This is a genomic window from Pseudomonas sp. PP3 (assembly GCF_905336995.1).
Classification (GTDB): domain Bacteria; phylum Pseudomonadota; class Gammaproteobacteria; order Pseudomonadales; family Pseudomonadaceae; genus Aquipseudomonas; species Aquipseudomonas reinekei.
Genome location: NZ_HG995459.1, coordinates 4,169,208 through 4,186,103, shown reverse-complemented (window position 1 = coordinate 4,186,103; position 16,896 = coordinate 4,169,208). Strand labels below are relative to the sequence as shown.

Sequence of the window (16,896 nt, the reverse complement as noted above, 5' to 3'; positions counted from 1 at the left end):
TGGGTTCCCGATTTCTGAGGCTTATCAATTGGAGGCTTGGCTGCGGCGTGAAGCAGGCAGCAGTTTGGCAATCGATGATCCGGCGCTGGCAGTCTGCTGGCCGAAATTCGCGTTGTAAGTGGCGATGATCTCGCCAGCGATGGAGATGGCGATTTCCACAGGCAACTTGCCTTTGACTTCGCCGATGCCCATCGGGCAGCGCATGCGTTGCACGACGCTGCTGTCGAAACCGCGATCACGCAGGCGATGTTCGAACTTCACCCGTTTGGTCTTCGAACCGATCAGGCCGAAGTAGGCGAAGTCGTTACGCTTGAGGATTGCGGCAGTGAGTTCGAGGTCGAGCTGGTGGTTGTGGGTCATGACGATGCAGTAGCTGCCGGCGGGCAGGTCGTCGATTTCATCCACCGGTTCTTCGGAAACAATCTTGCGCACGCCGTGGGGGATCTGTTCAGGGAATTCGTCATCGCGCGAGTCGATCCAGCGAATACGGCAGGGCAGGCTGGCGAGCAACGGCACCAGTGCGCGGCCAACGTGACCGGCGCCGAACACGGCGATTTGCGCTTGCACCTGGCCCATCGGTTCGAACAGTAAGACGGTCGCGCCGCCGCAGCACTGGCCGAGGCTGGCGCCGAGGCTGAAGCGTTCCAGATGGGTGTCCTGTTTGCCGCTGGCGAGCATGTCGCGGGCGATCTGCATGGCCTTGTATTCCAGGTGTCCGCCACCGATGGTGTCGAAGGCCTGGCGAGCGCTGATGACCATTTTCGAACCGGCATTACGCGGCGTCGAGCCGAGCTCTTCGATGATGGTCACCAACACGCAGGGCTCACCCTGGTTTTGCAGGTCGGCGAGGGCGTCGATCCAGTTGTACATGTTTCACCTCAACATCTCTGTTGTCAGTTCGGGCCTCATCGCTGGCAAGCCAGCTCCCACAGGATTTGAGTTGAATCCAGATTCTGTGGACACCACAAAACACTGTGGGAGCTGGCTTGCCAGCGATGGCCGCGCCTCGGTCTAGAGCGGAGCCAACTCGGTTTCAGCCTCGACAGCCTTCGCCACCTTCAACTGGCGCATCTGCTCGCACCCCCACAACACCCGCTCCGGCGTCGCCGGGGCGTCGATTTTCGGTTGATGCTTGTAGTCGCCCAGACTCGCCACGGCATCCTTGATCGCGCACCACGCGGCGATGCCGAGCATGAATGGCGGCTCGCCCACGGCCTTGGAATGGAACACCGTGTCTTCCGGGTTCTTGCGGTTTTCCACCAGTTTCACCCGCAGGTCCAGCGGCATGTCCGCCACGGCCGGGATCTTGTAGCTGGCCGGGCCGTTGGTCATCAGTTTGCCTTTGTTGTTCCACACCAGTTCTTCCATGGTCAGCCAACCCATGCCCTGGATGAAACCGCCCTCGACCTGACCGATATCGATGGCCGGGTTCAGTGAGGCGCCGACATCGTGGAGGATGTCGGTGCGCAGCATTTTGTATTCGCCGGTCAGGGTGTCGACCAGCACTTCGCAGCACGCCGCACCGAAGGCGAAGTAGTAGAAAGGGCGGCCCCGGGCCTGGCTGCGGTCGTAGTAGATCTTCGGGGTCTTGTAGAAACCGGTGCTCGACAGCGACACCTGATTGAAATACGCCTGCTGGATCAGTGCTTCGAAGGTCAGGATGTGATCGCGAACCCGTACGTGGCCGTTGTGGAACTCCACATCTTCTTCGCTGACTTTGTACTGGCGAGCGGCGAATTCCACCAGGCGTTGCTTGATGGTTTCAGCGGCGTTCTGCGCGGCTTTTCCGTTCAGATCGGCACCGCTGGAGGCCGCGGTCGGCGAGGTGTTCGGTACTTTGTCGGTGTTGGTGGCGGTGATCTGCACGCGGTCCATTTCCACCTGGAACACTTCAGCCACGACCTGCGCGACTTTGGTGTTCAGGCCCTGACCCATTTCGGTGCCGCCGTGGTTCAGGTGGATGCTGCCATCGGTGTAGACGTGCACCAGGGCACCGGCCTGGTTGAGGAAACTGGCGGTGAAGGAAATACCGAATTTCACCGGGGTCAGGGCCAGGCCTTTTTTCAGGATCGGGCTGTTGGCGTTGTAGCGACGGATCGCTTCGCGACGCTCGTAGTACTGGCTGCTTTCTTCCAGTTCGGCGGTCATTTCCTCGAGCATGTTGTGCTCGACGGTCTGGTAGTAATGGGTGACGTTGCGCTCGGTCTTGCCGTAGTAGTTGGCCTTGCGCACCGCCAGCGGATCGAGGGCCAGATGGCGGGCGATGGCATCCATCACTTCTTCGATGGCGACCATGCCTTGCGGGCCGCCGAAGCCACGGTAAGCGGTGTTCGACGCGGTGTTGGTCTTGCAGCGGTGACCGTTGATGGTCGCATCGCCCAGGTAGTACGAGTTGTCCGAGTGGAACATCGCCCGGTCGACAATCGACGCTGACAGGTCCGGCGAGCAACCGCAGTTGCCGGCCAGTTCCAGGGCGACACCGTGCAGACGACCGGTGCTGTCGAAGCCGACGTCGTACTCGACGTAGAACGGGTGACGCTTGCCGGTCATCAGCATGTCTTCGACGCGGGGCAGGCGCATTTTGGTCGGCTGGCCGGTCAGGTGCGCGATCACCGCGCACAGGCACGCCGGGCTCGCGGCTTGCGTTTCCTTGCCGCCGAAACCACCGCCCATGCGGCGCATGTCGACGACGATCTTGTTCATCGACACGTCCAGCACTTCCGCCACCAGCTTCTGCACTTCGGTAGGGTTTTGCGTGGAGCAGTAGACGATCATGCCGCCGTCTTCGGTCGGCATCACTGACGAAATCTGGGTTTCCAGATAGAAATGCTCCTGGCCGCCGATGTGCAGCGTGCCCTGGATGCGGTGCTCAGCGGTGGCCAGCGCGGTGGCTGAGTCGCCGCGCTGATGGGTATGACTGTCGAGCACGAAGTGGCGTTTGCGCAGGGCTTCGACCACGTCGAGTACGGGCTCGAGGTCTTCGTATTCGATGATCGCAGCCATCGCTGCTTTGCGTGCGGTGTCCAGGTCTTTGGCGGCGACGGCGATCACCGGTTGACCGACGAATTCCACGGTGTCGATGGCCAGCAAAGGATCGCCCGGCAGCAATGGGCCGATGTCTTTCAGGCCCGGCACGTCTTCGTGGGTGATGGCGATGCGCACGCCTTCAAAGGCGTAGCACGGCGATGTGTCGATGCTGATGATTTTCGCGTGGGCGCGGTCCGACAGGCGTGCATAAACGTGCAGCTGATTTGGAAACTCCAGGCGATCGTCGATGTACTGTGCTTCACCGGACACATGTTTGGCGCCGCTGTCGTGCTTGACGCTGCGGCCGACACCGGTGGTCAGGTCTTGGGCGAACAGTTCAGCCAGTTCGGCCTGGGTCTTCTCTACGGCGTGATGATTAGACATAAGCGGTCACCCGAGTCTCGATGTGCGGTGTTTGCAGTTCGATGAAGTATTTGCGCAGCAGGTTCTGCGCGCTGAGCAGGCGATATTCCTTGCTGGCGCGGAAGTCCGAGAGCGGCGTGAAATCTTCGGCCAGGGCGGCGCAGGCACGTTCAATCGTGGCGTTGTTGAACGGCGCACCGATCAGCGCGGTTTCGCAGCTGTTGGCACGTTTTGGAATGGCGGCCATGCCACCGAAGGCCACGCGGGCATCGGCGATCACACCGTTTTCCAGGCGAATGTTGAAGGCGGCGCACACCGCAGAGATGTCGTCGTCCAGGCGCTTGGAGACTTTGTAGGCGCGGAACAGTTTTTCGACGCTGGCGCGGGGCACGATGATTTTCTCGATGAACTCGCTTTCCTGGCGCGCAGTCACGCGGTAATCGATGAAGTAATCCTCCAGCGCCAGGGTGCGGCGGGTTTCACCCTTGCACAGGACGATTTGCGCGCCGAGGGCAATCAGCAGGGGCGGCGAGTCACCGATCGGCGAGGCGTTGCCGATGTTGCCGCCGAGGGTGCCCTGGTTGCGAATCTGCAAGGAGGCGAAGCGCTGCAGCAGTTCGCCGAAATCCGGGTACTCGGCCTTCAACGCTTCGTAGCAGTCGGAGAGGGCGGTGGCAGCGCCGATTTCCAGGCGGTCGTCGAAGCGGTCGATGCGCTTCATCTCGGCGACGTTGCCGACATAGATCATCACCGGGAGGGTGCGGTGGAACTGCGTGACTTCCAGCGCCAGGTCCGTACCGCCGGCCAGCAGGCGGGCCTGCGGATAAGCATCATAGAGGTCGGCCAGGTCGGCCACGGTCAGCGGCACCAGGCAGCGTTTGTCGCCGCTGTTGAGTTCGCCGATGTCGGTGGGTGCGATGGCTTTCAGACGGGCGATGGTCTCGGCCTCACGAGCGTCGAACTGGTCTGGTTGCTTGCCGCAGCAGGATTGCTGGGCTGCTTCCAGAATCGGCCGATAGCCAGTGCAACGGCAGAGGTTGCCGGCGAGGGCTTCGTGGGCTTTATGGGAATCGGGCTGGTCGCTGTTCTTTTGCAGGGCGAACAGCGACATCACGAAACCGGGGGTGCAAAAGCCGCACTGCGAACCATGGCAATCGACCATGGCTTTCTGCACGCTGTGCAGTTCGCCTTTGTGCTTGAGGTCTTCGACGCTGATCAGTTGTTTGCCGTGCAGGGACGACACGAACGTCAGGCACGAATTGAGGCTGCGATAGCGAATGTGTTCGCGGCCGTCATCATCGGTCTGCAATTCGCCGACCACCACGGTGCACGCGCCGCAGTCACCGCTGGCGCAGCCTTCTTTGGTGCCGGGTTTGCCCACATGGTCGCGCAAATAGTTGAGCACGGTCAGGTTCGGGTCCAGGGCGTGCTCGCTACGGAGTTCCTGGTTTAGTAAAAACTGGATCACGGAAGGCCTCGCAGACTCATTATTGTTGTTAACCGATGGGACCGAATTTAGCAGGTCTGACTTTTCGGTCAATGGTTTTCTGACTTAAAGGTCAGGAAAATGCATTTTGTCGACTAACAACTCGTTTGTTCATTATTGACCCTCGCGGGCTAGCCTGCTTTTTGCTTGAATCGTGCCAAAACCCCCGCCAGGGCTGTGCGCCATGACGTATCAATTGCGCTACACTGCGCCGCTTGTGCAGATCGAACAGTTTGAAGGACAACCATGACGTTCAAGGCGCCGGACAGCCTCGCCGAGCAAATCGCTCACCACCTCGCCGAACGCATCATTCGCGGCGAAATGAAGCCCGGGGAGCGCATCCAGGAACAGAAGGTCACGCTGGCACTCAATGTCAGCCGCGGCTCGGTCCGTGAGGCCTTGCTGATCCTTGAGCGCCGCCATCTGATTGCGATCCTGCCGCGACGCGGTGCCCACGTGACCGAGCTCACCGAGCACAAGGTGCGGAGCCTGTGCACGCTGATGGGCGAGATGTACATTTTGCTCGCCAACGCCGTGGCCAGTGGCTGGAAAGTCCAGGCCGACCTGGCGCCGTTCGTGCAGATCCAGCAGCGCCTGACGGCCAGCTTCGAGCGCCAGGACATCCATAGCTTCGTTGATGACAGCTTTAATGTGATGCGCGCCACCTATTCGTTCGCCAACAACCCGTACCTGCAGGAAACCGTCGAAAATCTGCAGCCGGCCATGAGCCGTGCGTACTTCCTTGCCCTGGATCAGCGCAAGGCCTCGATGAGTGAGTACCTTGAACTGTTCGAACGCCTGCTCGCCGCCGTGATTGCCCGTGACTTCCCACAGATCCGCGAAGTGCTGACCGCCTACGGCCAGCGCAGCTGCGATCTGGTGATCTCCGCCCTGACGGACGCCTGATCTTGCGGCTCAAGTGCATCAAGCTGGCGGGGTTCAAGTCCTTCGTCGATCCGACCACGGTGAACTTCCCCAGTAACATGGCGGCGGTGGTCGGGCCCAATGGTTGCGGCAAGTCGAACATCATCGACGCCGTGCGTTGGGTAATGGGCGAGAGCTCGGCCAAAAACCTGCGTGGCGAGTCGATGACCGACGTCATCTTCAACGGCTCCACCAGTCGCAAGCCCGTGAGCCAGGCGAGCATCGAACTGGTGTTCGATAACTCAGACGGCACGTTGCTCGGCGAATATGCCGCCTATGCGGAAATCTCCATTCGCCGCAAAGTCACCCGCGACAGCCAGACCACTTATTACCTCAACGGCACCAAATGCCGTCGTCGCGACATCACCGATATCTTCCTCGGCACCGGCCTTGGTCCGCGCAGCTACTCGATCATCGAGCAGGGGATGATCTCCAAGCTGATCGAGTCCAAGCCCGAAGACCTGCGTAACTTTATCGAAGAAGCGGCGGGCATTTCCAAGTATAAGGAGCGTCGGCGCGAGACTGAAAACCGCATCCGCCGCACCCACGAAAACCTCGAGCGCCTGACTGACCTGCGCGAAGAATTGACGCGTCAACTCGAGCGCTTGCACCGCCAGGCCGAGGCCGCCAAGAAGTATCAGGAATACAAGGGCGAAGAGCGTCAGCTCAAGGCGCAACTGTCGGCCCTGCGCTGGCAGGACCTGAACGATCAGGTCGGCCAGCGCGAAGCGATCATCGGCACGCAGGAAATCAGTTTTGAAGCGTTGGTCGCCGAGCAGCGTAATGCCGATGCGAGCATCGAACGCTTGCGCGATGGCCATCACGATCTCTCTGAACGCTTCAATCTGGTGCAAGGGCGCTTCTATTCGGTCGGTGGTGACATCGCCCGGGTCGAGCAGAGTATTCAGCACGGCCAGCAGCGCTTGCGTCAGTTGCAGGACGATTTGAAAGAAGCCGAGCGCGCGCGGCTGGAAACCGAATCTCACCTGGGCCATGACCGCACGCTGTTGCTGACCCTCGGCGAAGAGCTGGATATGCTCACGCCGGAACAGGAAATCACCAGCGCCGCTGCCGAAGAAGCCGCCGCCGCGCTGGAAGAGTCCGAAACCACCATGCACGGCTGGCAGGAACAGTGGGACGCTTTCAACCTCACCGCTGCCGAGCCGCGTCGTCAGGCTGAAGTGCAGCAATCGCGAATCCAGCAGCTGGAAACCAGCATGGAGCGTTTGGCTGATCGTCAAAAACGTCTCGGCGAAGAACGCGCCTTGCTCTCGGCGGACCCCGAAGACGCGGCAATCATGGAACTCAGCGAGCAGCTCGCTGAATCCGAAGCGACCCTTGAGGATTTGCAGACCAGTGAAGAAGCTCAGGTCGAAAAACTCGAGCAACTGCGCCAGCAATTGCAGCAGACCCTGACGGCGCAGCAACAAGCCCAGGGTGATCTGCAGCGACTCAACGGACGACTGGCGTCACTGGAAGCCTTGCAGCAAGCCGCGCTCGACCCCGGCACCGGCACCGCTGAATGGCTGCGCGAGCAGCATCTGGCGGATCGTCCGCGTCTGGCCGAAGGCCTGAAGGTCGACGCCGGTTGGGAGCTGGCGGTGGAAACCGTGCTGGGCGCCGACCTGCAAGCGGTGCTGGTGGATGACTTCAATGATTATGATCTGGCCGGGTTTGCCCAAGGCGATTTGCGTTTGCTCAGCCCGGCCGGCGATGGCCTGCGCGTGCCTGGCAGCCTGCTCGACAAGGTCGAGGCGCAGATTGATCTGTCGCCTTGGTTGGGGCAGGTCAAGCCGGTTGAAAACCTTGAGCAGGCGCTGGCCTTGCGCGGGCAATTGAGCGCTGGCCAAAGCCTGATCAGCCGTGACGGTTTCTGGGTTGGCCGGCATTTCCTGCGGGTGCGCCGGGCCAGTGAGGCAGAAAGCGGTGTGCTGGCGCGGGGGCAGGAAATCCAGGCGCTTGGCCTTGAGCGAGAAGAGCGCGAAGCCGCCGTCGAAAACCTCGAGAGCCAATTGCAAAACCTGCGCGCCCAACAGCGTCAGCAGGAAAACGGCCGCGAACATTTGCGCCGTTTGCTGCAAGACGAAGCCCGTCAGCAAGGTGAATTGAAAGCCCAATTGTCGGCCGGCAAAGCCAAGGCCGAACAGTTGACCCTGCGCCGCACTCGCCTCGACGAAGAGCTCATTGAGCTCGACGAACAGCGCGCGCTGGAGCACGAAAACATCGGCGAAGCGCGCCTGCAGTTGCAGGAAGCGCTCGACAGCATGGCGCTGGATACCGAACAGCGCGAGTTGCTGCTGGCCCAGCGCGACAGCCTGCGCGAGCGCCTTGATCGGGTGCGTCAGGAGGCACGGCAGCATAAGGATCATGCCCACCAATTGGCGGTGCGCCTGGGTTCGCTCAAGGCTCAGCACGACTCGACGCGGCAGGCGCTGGAGCGTCTGGAAATGCAATCCGAACGCCTGACCGAAAAGCGCGAGCAGTTGAGCCTCAATCTGGAGGAGGGCGAAGCACCGCTGGAAGAGCTGCGCCTGAAGCTCGAAGAGTTGCTCGACAAACGCATGACCGTCGACGAAGAACTCAAGACTGCGCAGATCGCTCTGGAAGACGCCGACCGTGAACTGCGTGATGCGGAAAAACGGCGCAACCAGGCTGAGCAGCAATCGCAGTTGATCCGCGGTCAACTCGAACAGCAACGCATGGAATGGCAAGCGTTGACCGTGCGCCGCAAGGCCTTGCAGGATCAACTGCTGGAAGACGGCTACGATCTACACGGCGTACTCGCCACGCTGACGGCCGAAGCCAGCGAGAAAGCTGCCGAGGAAGAACTTGAACGCATTGCTGCGCGAATTGCACGCCTCGGTGCGATCAACCTGGCGGCCATCGACGAATACCAGCAACAATCCGAGCGTAAACGTTATCTGGATGCCCAGGACGCCGATCTGGTGGAAGCACTGGAAACGCTGGAAAACGTGATTCGCAAGATCGACAAGGAAACCCGCAACCGTTTCAAGGATACCTTTGATCAGATCAATGGCGGTTTACAGGCGCTTTTCCCAAAAGTTTTCGGTGGTGGCCGCGCGTATTTGGAACTGACGGGCGAAGATCTACTCGATACAGGGGTAACGATCATGGCGCAGCCGCCAGGAAAGAAGAACAGCACCATCCATTTGCTCTCCGGTGGCGAAAAAGCCCTGACTGCATTGGCGCTGGTTTTTGCGATTTTCAAGTTGAACCCGGCGCCGTTTTGCATGCTCGATGAAGTTGACGCGCCACTGGATGACGCTAACGTTGGACGCTACGCACGACTGGTCAAAGAGATGTCGCAGACGGTGCAATTCATCTATATCACCCACAACAAGATCGCCATGGAAATGGCCGATCAACTGATGGGGGTGACGATGCACGAACCCGGCTGTTCGCGTCTGGTGGCAGTGGATGTCGAGGAGGCGATGGCGATGGTGGATGCCTGACCCGGGATTTGTAGGGGGAGTATTTGCAGTCTGTAGGACTTTTTACTTGCTTGGACTTGCTGGCCAATCGATATATTCGCGTAAGCCGGGGTGGTAGACGGTGTAAAGTTGCCTTTGGTCGTGCTAGTTTAATGTCAATTTTTCGTATACGTGGGCAAAACGCCTGTCAGAACATAGAGTTGGCGCCACGTTTTAAAGCGGTTTGCAGGTTGTAAACCCCTTATTTTTCAGCATTTTTTATAGAGGCACGGGATTACATGGAAATCGGTCTGCGCGAGTGGCTGATCGTCATCGGCATTATTGTCATTGCCGGTATTCTTTTTGATGGCTGGCGCCGGATGCGCGGCGGCAAGGGAAAACTGAAATTCCGTCTTGATCGAAGTCTGTCCAACCTGCCGGATGAGGACACCAGCGCCGAGCTGTTGGGGCCGCCCCGTGTGCTGGATTCCCACAAGGAACCGCAACTGGACGAGCAGGATTTGCCTTCGGTGAGCATGCCGGCACGTGAGCCGCGTGAGTCGGGCTCCAAGCGTGGCAAGCGTGGTCATGGCGAGCCATCCCAGGGCGACATGAACCTCAGCCTGGATCTGGACGGCGGCCCGAGCTTCAGCAGTCGTGACGATGATTTCCCGGATGACACCAAGTCCTCGCCATCGGTCAGCGAAAAGGATCAACCCCAGGCTGAAGAAGTGCTGGTGATCAGTGTGATTTGCCGCGACACCGCCGGCTTCAAAGGGCCGGCGTTGTTGCAGAACATCCTTGAAAGCGGTCTGCGTTTTGGCGAGATGGATATCTTCCATCGTCACGAAAGCATGGCGGGCAACGGCGAGGTCCTGTTCTCCATGGCCAACGCGGTGAAGCCGGGTGTTTTCGATCTGGACGACATCGACCACTTCAGCACCCCGGCGGTGAGCTTCTTCCTCGGCTTGCCAGGCCCGCGTCATCCGAAGCAAGCCTTCGACGTGATGGTGGCTGCAGCGCGCAAGCTGTCGCAAGAGCTGAATGGCGAATTGAAAGACGATCAGCGCAGCGTACTGACTGCCCAAACGATCGAGCACTATCGTCAGCGCATCGTCGAGTTCGAGCGTCGCGCGTTGACCCAGAAGCGATAAGGTCGCTTTTGTGGCGAGGGAGCTTGCTCCCGCTGGGTCGCTAAGCGGCCCCAAGGCCATCCGCCTCGTTGTGTCTGGTACGACGAGGTTGCAGGATTTACGACGGCTACGCCGCCGAGTGGGAGCAAGCTCCCTCGCCACAATGTCCATAGCCTTGAGCTATTGTGATTTGGAAAATTGAGCAGCCTCGGCTGCTCTTTTGCTTTATGAGAGAACACCCATGACTGCCGCCAAAAACCGCATTCTAGAGCTGCGTGCCGAGCTGGATCAGCACAACTATCGCTATCACGTGCTGGACGAGCCGAGCATTCCGGACGTCGAGTACGACCGGTTGTTCCACGAACTCAAAGCCCTTGAAGCCGCCCACCCGGAACTGGTGACCAGTGATTCGCCGACCCAGCGGGTGGGCAGCGCGGCACTCTCGGCGTTCACCCAGGTGCGCCATGAAGTGCCGATGCTCAGCCTCGGCAACGCCTTCGAAGAAACCGACATGCGCGAGTTCGACCGGCGGGTGACCGAAGGTCTGGATCTGCCGGTTGGCGATCTGTTCGGTGGTGGCGCGGCGGTGGAGTACAGCTGCGAGCCGAAGCTCGATGGCTTGGCGGTCAGCTTGTTGTATCAGGACGGCGTGCTGGTGCGCGGTGCCACGCGCGGCGATGGCACCACCGGCGAAGACATCAGCGTCAACGTGCGCACCGTGCGCAACATCCCGCTCAAGTTGCATGGCACGGGTTGGCCGGCGACGCTGGAAGTGCGCGGTGAAGTGTTCATGTCCAAGGCCGGTTTCGAGCGGCTCAACGCCTCGCAACTGGAGGTTGGCGGCAAGACCTTCGCCAACCCGCGCAACGCTGCCGCGGGCAGTTTGCGACAGCTGGATTCGAAGATTACTGCCAACCGGCCATTGGAGTTTTGCTGCTACGGCATCGGCCAGGTTTCGGCGGACATTGCTGATACACACATCGGCAATCTGCAACAGCTCAAGGTCTGGGGCTTGCCGATCAGCCACGAGCTGAAACTGGCGAACGGTGTCGATGAATGCCTGGCGTATTACCGCGATATCGGCGAGCGCCGCAACGCGCTGCCGTACGAAATCGACGGTGTGGTGTTCAAGGTCAACAGCATCGCTGCACAGCGAGAGCTGGGTTTCCGCGCCCGTGAACCGCGCTGGGCCATCGCTCATAAATTCCCGGCCATGGAAGAGCTCACCGAACTGCTCGACGTGGAATTCCAGGTCGGTCGTACCGGCGCCGTGACGCCGGTGGCGCGACTGAAGCCGGTCAAGGTCGCCGGTGTCACCGTGGCCAACGCAACGCTGCACAACATGGATGAAGTGGCGCGCCTGGGTTTGATGATCGGTGACACGGTGATCATCCGCCGCGCAGGCGATGTGATTCCGCAAGTGGTGCAGGTGGTGCTCGAGCGTCGTCCGGATAACGCGCGGCCGGTGCAGATTCCTGAGCAATGCCCGGTGTGTGGCTCCCACGTCGAGCGTACGCAACTGGTCAAGCGCAGCAAAGGCCGTGAGACAGTCAGTGAAGGGGCGGTGTACCGCTGCGTCGGCCGACTGGCCTGTGGCGCGCAACTCAAGCAGGCAATCATTCACTTCGTTTCGCGTCGGGCGATGGACATCGAGGGGTTGGGCGACAAGAGCGTCGAGCAGTTGGTCGACGAAGGGCTGGTCAGTTCGCCAGCGGATCTGTACGCGCTGAAGTTCGACGACATCGTTGATCTGGAAGGTTTTGCCGAGGTGTCGAGCAACAAGCTGCTCAGCGCCATCGAAGACAGCAAGAAGCCGGGGCTGGCGCGCTTCATCTACGCGCTGGGGATTCCCGATGTCGGCGAAGAGACGGCCAAGGTGCTGGCGCGCTCCCTCGGTTCGCTGGAGCGGGTTCAGCAGGCATTGCCACACGTGCTGACGTACTTGCCGGATGTCGGCCTCGAAGTGGCTCACGAGATTCACAGCTTCTTTGAGGATGCGCACAACCGGCAGGTGATCGCCGATCTGCTCAAGCATGGTTTGCAGATTCAGGACCAAGGCGACTTGGGCGCCGAATTTGCCGCCAGCACGACATTGGGAGGATTGCTCGACAAGCTGCACATTCCTTCGGTCGGGCCGGGCGGGGCGCAGAAACTGGCCGAAAAGTTCGGTTCGCTGCAAGGGGTCATCAATGCCGACTGGCTGGACATGCGTCAGGCGTTGCCGGAAAAGCAGGCCAATTCGGTTCGCGAGTTTTTTGCCATCGAGGAAAATCGCCAACTCGCCGAGGCAGCTGAAAAACAACTGGCCGATTTCGGCATGCACTGGCTGAGTGAGAAGAAAGTCGTCGAAGGTCTGCCGTTGGCTGGGCAAACCTGGGTGCTCACCGGTTCGCTGGAGCTGATGAGCCGCGACGTGGCCAAGGACAAGCTCGAAAGCCTTGGCGCCAAGGTGGCGGGCTCTGTATCGGCCAAGACCCATTGCGTGGTCGCCGGACCGGGCGCGGGGTCGAAGTTGACCAAGGCCAATGAGCTGGGTTTGAAGGTGCTGGATGAGGAGGCGTTTGTGGTGTTCCTGAAAGAGCACGGCATCGAAGCCTGATGCAATTCCCTGTGGCAACGGAGCTTGCTCCCGCTGAGCTGCGAAGCAGCACCATCCAATCACCGCATTTACCAGGCATACCGCATGTCCTGGTTTTGCAATGGCTGCGCCGCCGAGCGGGAGCAAGCTCCCTCGCCACAGTGGGTTCTTTGCTTCGAGTGGGTAGTACACAACGGAACGATCCCGGCGCCGCAATGATCTAGTCTTGGCAAGCCCCAGGGAGAGATCGCCATGTACCGCTTCTTCGAACAGCTCAGCTCGCGCATCGCTGCACCCTTCATGGGCGAAAGCTCGCGCAACAGCAAGATCTGGCCCTGTCGGTGCGGGCAGTCGCTGTTCTTCCGCAACAGTCAGTGCCTGGCGTGTTCGGCAGCGCTGGGCTATCAGCCGGAGCAGAGTCGCTTGTCGTCGCTGCAGCCGGGCGATTTCCCGGATACCTGGTTGCTTGATGTCGATCCCGCGGCAGGTCTGTTTCGTCGTTGCGCCAACCTTGACTCGCCGGCCGCGTGCAATTGGCTGCTGCCTGCCAATGACCACGATGCGTTGTGCGTCGCCTGTAGCCTGAATCGCACCATTCCCGATTTATCGATAGCCGAAAACCATGAACGCTGGCGCAAGGTGGAGACCGCCAAGCGGCGGCTGGTCGCGCAGTTGGTCAGCCTGGGTTTGCAGGTGACTCCCAAGACAGTCGACGAAGAAACCGGCCTGGCCTTCGATTTCATCGGCGTGGACCTCGAGGGCAAGTCGCCCACCACCGGTCACGCCAATGGCTTGATCACCCTCGACATCAAAGAAGCCGACGATGCCCATCGCGAACAGGTGCGGGTGCAGATGCACGAACCCTATCGCACATTGCTCGGGCATTTTCGCCACGAAGTGGGGCACTACTATTGGGATCGACTGATCGCCAACAGTGATTGGTTGCCAGCGTTCCGCGGGTTGTTCGGTGATGAGCGCGACAGCTACGCCGAAGCCCTGGAACGGCATTATCAGCAGGGCGCACCGCTTGATTGGCAGCAACGCTACGTCAGTGCCTACGCCACCATGCATCCCTGGGAGGACTGGGCGGAAACCTGGGCTCATTACCTGCACATGATGGACGCAGTCGATACCGCGCTGGGGTTCGGCATGAGCGCCCGGGAAATGGACTTCGACTATCAGCCGTTTCCGCTCGATACCCTCTATGATCCGCAGCACCCCGGCGGTGCGGCGTTCCTGTCGTTTGTCAACGCGTGGATCGAGCTGGCCGGGATGCTCAATGAACTGTCGCGCAGCATGGGACAGCCGGATTTCTATCCTTTCGTATTGCCGCCGTCGGTGATTGCCAAGTTGCACTTTATTCACCTGGTGATCCAGCGCGAGGGCGGCAGGGCGGATGAGGTGCTTGCGCAATAAAGTCAAAAGATCGCGGCCCGCGACAGCTCCTGCATTGGAGGGCGTACACCCTGTAGGAGCTGACGCAGGCTGCGATCTTCTACGGCATGCCGCATGTCCTTGAAGCAGTTCATATTTTTTAATCCGCTGGAACGGTTGTAACTTCGTCTCAGATAGGTACAATGGCGCGGCTCGCCGTCAGGTGAGTGTCGTTATGGTGACCCCATCGGTCCCCCCGCAACGATTACCCGTGAACCTGGTCAGAGCCGGAAGGCAGCAGCCACAGCGGGAACATTGTGTGCCGGGGTGTGGCTGGTGGGGTTGCCTCCATAACGCACCGCGAGTCTTCTCTCGCGTTATCTGAATCAAATACTTTTTTATTGCGCTGCCATGGCTTTAGTCCATAGCGGTTTTCTGTCGTCTGCGAAAGGGTAAAGCGACATGAATTGGAGCAGGCGCGCCCAATGGATTAGCCTGCGGCTCGCTATAGAAGTCGGAAGGTCATCGACGGGTGTTTGCGGCAGGTGGCGGCATGATCGCTTACCTTTCCTTGCAAAATGTGCCGCATCTCGTAGAATCGCCGCCGGAAACGGGCATTTGATGGCTCCTTTTCCGGCGCTCGATCAATAATTTCAAAGCCAGCATGGCGTCCGCTCACAGGGTTAAGTGAGTCTTTGGGCCGCCGTGATATCCCGCGAACTGTCAGCGGCATATCGCCGCTTCTGCGCCGCCAATGTTAGCAACAGCGAGTCTGACTCATGGATGAGAAGTACCGCAGGGCCGTGGATGCCGCCGCGATTTTTTCCGAAACCGATCTGTCCGGCCGGATCACCCACGTCAACGACCAATTTTGCGCCATCTCCGGCTATAGCCGCGAAGAGCTGCTGGGGCAAAATCATCGTCTGCTCAATTCCGGTACCCATTCGACCGAATTTTTCGCCGGCATGTGGCGCACCATCGCCCTGGGCAATGTGTGGAAGGGTGAAATCTGCAATCGCGCCAAGGACGGCAGCCTGTACTGGGTCGAAAGCACGATGGTGCCCGTCCTCGACAAAGCCACCGGGCGGGTCGAGCGGTATTTGTCGATTCGCTTCGATATCAGCGAAAAGCGTCAACTGCTGCATACCCTGCAATGGCGGGTCGGGCACGACGTGTTGACCGGTTTGCCCAATCGCGCGTTTCTTTCCGATTTGCTCGATCAGGCGCTGGAGTTTTCACGACAGGAAAACATCCCGCTGGCGGTGTGCATGCTCGACCTTGACGGTTTCAAGGCGGTTAACGATGGTTACGGGCATGCCACCGGCGATCTTTTGTTGGTCGAAGTGGCCAAACGATTGCGCAGTATCATTCGCGCCGAGGATGTCGTGGCGCGGCTGGCCGGTGACGAGTTTGTGCTGGTGCTGCGTTACGTGCGCGACCTGCCGGAGTTGCGTGCGGCGTTGAACCGGGTGCTGGGCACGATCTCGGCGCCATACGCGCTGCACGGCAAGGACATCAATGTGTTTGCCAGTATTGGCGTCACGCTGTTTCCCCATGACAACGAAAATGCTGAAACCCTGCTGCGTCACGCTGATCAAGCGATGTATGTGGCCAAGCAAAGCGGACGCAAGCGTTTTCACCTGTTCGATGTGTCGCGGGACCGGGAGGTCAAAGCCACGCACCAGACCGTCGAGCGGGTGCGCCAGGCGCTGAACAACCATGAATTGCGTCTGTACTTCCAGCCCAAGGTCAATATGCGGCGTGGCGAGGTGGTCGGGTTCGAAGCGTTGCTGCGCTGGAAGCACCCGCAAAACGGCATGCTGGCTGCCCGGGACTTTTTGCCCCACGTAGAGGAAACAGACCTGATCATCGATATCGGTGAGTGGGTGATGGACCAGGTTTTGTTGCAGTTAGACCTCTGGCGTCAGGCCGGACTTGACTGGCCGGTGAGCGTGAACATCGCGGCACGGCATTTTCAGCGGGCGGATTTTGTCGACCGGCTTAAAAGTGCATTGGCCCGGCATGCGCGGGTTGCCCCGCAGAGGCTTGATCTGGAAATCGTCGAGTCGGTGGCCATCGAGAACATTCAGCACGTCGGTGAGTGCTTGCGGGCCTGTCAGGCACTGGGTGTGCAGTTTTCGTTGGGTGATTTCGGCACGGGTTACTCGTCCCTCAGCTATCTCAAGCGCTTGCACACACAAACGATCAAGATCCATAAGTCGTTTGTGCAGGACATTTTGCATGATGGCGACGACCTCGCCCTGACCACGGCAGTGATCGGCCTGGCCCGGGCGTTTGGCCGACAGGTAATTGCCGAGGGCCTGGAAAGTATCGAGCATGGTGAATTATTGCTGCGCCTGGGGTGCGAGGTGGCGCAGGGGTATTTCATTGCCCACCCGATGCCATCTACCGAGGTGACGGGGTGGGTAGAGGGGTTTGTCGCACCGCTGCAATGGCGCAATTGTTGACCCGCCTGCGCAAACGGCGGGTCAGGTTTACCGCCGATGATCAGCAGCAATACCCCCAAGGCCAACCGCATAAACGCTTCTATAAACCAGCACAAAATGCAGCTTGGCCAGA

9 protein-coding genes and 1 other RNA gene are annotated in these 16,896 nt (G+C 59.9%); 7 read left to right on the top strand and 3 right to left on the bottom strand.

Translation table 11 applies throughout. The annotated features are described in order from the left end of the window. Window positions 1-24: 24 nt before the first annotated feature. From xdhC to xdhA, 3 genes are all read right to left on the bottom strand, one after another. The gene (gene xdhC, locus KHO07_RS19080) at window positions 25-870 is read right to left on the bottom strand and encodes a xanthine dehydrogenase accessory protein XdhC (protein ID WP_150733245.1); all 846 of its coding nucleotides are present in this window, start codon (window positions 868-870) and stop codon (window positions 25-27) included. Between the two features lie 141 nt (window positions 871-1,011). Then, a complete protein-coding gene (xdhB, locus tag KHO07_RS19075) occupies window positions 1,012-3,411 on the bottom strand; it encodes a xanthine dehydrogenase molybdopterin binding subunit (protein ID WP_212625207.1) in 2,400 nt (799 codons plus the stop codon). Then, on the bottom strand, window positions 3,404-4,858 hold the full coding sequence (gene xdhA, locus KHO07_RS19070) for a xanthine dehydrogenase small subunit (protein ID WP_212625206.1): 1,455 nt from the start codon (window positions 4,856-4,858) through the stop codon (window positions 3,404-3,406). The genes xdhB and xdhA overlap by 8 nt, the downstream gene beginning before the upstream one ends. A 264-nt stretch (window positions 4,859-5,122) precedes the next feature. On the opposite strand from xdhA, the gene KHO07_RS19065 reads away from it, so the two are divergent. The 7 genes from KHO07_RS19065 (at window position 5,123) to KHO07_RS19035 (ending at window position 16,784) form a co-directional block, all read left to right on the top strand. Continuing rightward, complete coding sequence (locus tag KHO07_RS19065) at window positions 5,123-5,782, top strand: GntR family transcriptional regulator (protein ID WP_150733248.1); 660 nt, start codon at window positions 5,123-5,125, stop codon at window positions 5,780-5,782. A 2-nt stretch (window positions 5,783-5,784) separates the two neighbouring features. Next, the gene (gene smc / locus KHO07_RS19060; RefSeq protein ID WP_212625205.1) at window positions 5,785-9,273 is read left to right on the top strand and encodes a chromosome segregation protein SMC; all 3,489 of its coding nucleotides are present in this window, start codon (window positions 5,785-5,787) and stop codon (window positions 9,271-9,273) included. A gap of 257 nt (window positions 9,274-9,530) precedes the next feature. Continuing rightward, complete coding sequence (zipA, locus tag KHO07_RS19055) at window positions 9,531-10,385, top strand: cell division protein ZipA (RefSeq protein WP_150733250.1); 855 nt, start codon at window positions 9,531-9,533, stop codon at window positions 10,383-10,385. A 220-nt stretch (window positions 10,386-10,605) separates the two neighbouring features. Next, window positions 10,606-12,963, top strand: a complete 2,358-nt coding sequence (ligA, locus tag KHO07_RS19050) for an NAD-dependent DNA ligase LigA (protein ID WP_212625204.1) — start codon at window positions 10,606-10,608, stop codon at window positions 12,961-12,963. A gap of 231 nt (window positions 12,964-13,194) precedes the next feature. Then, entirely contained in the window at window positions 13,195-14,358 is a 1,164-nt protein-coding gene (locus KHO07_RS19045; protein WP_212625203.1) for a putative zinc-binding metallopeptidase, read from the top strand. A 203-nt stretch (window positions 14,359-14,561) separates the two neighbouring features. Beyond that, an RNA gene (gene ffs, locus KHO07_RS19040) (signal recognition particle sRNA small type) lies at window positions 14,562-14,658 on the top strand. A 437-nt stretch (window positions 14,659-15,095) separates the two neighbouring features. Next, window positions 15,096-16,784 carry a GGDEF and EAL domain-containing protein gene (locus KHO07_RS19035; protein ID WP_212625202.1) on the top strand — a complete coding sequence of 563 codons (1,689 nt, stop codon included), beginning with the start codon at window positions 15,096-15,098 and terminating at the stop codon, window positions 16,782-16,784. Window positions 16,785-16,896 lie beyond the last annotated feature (112 nt).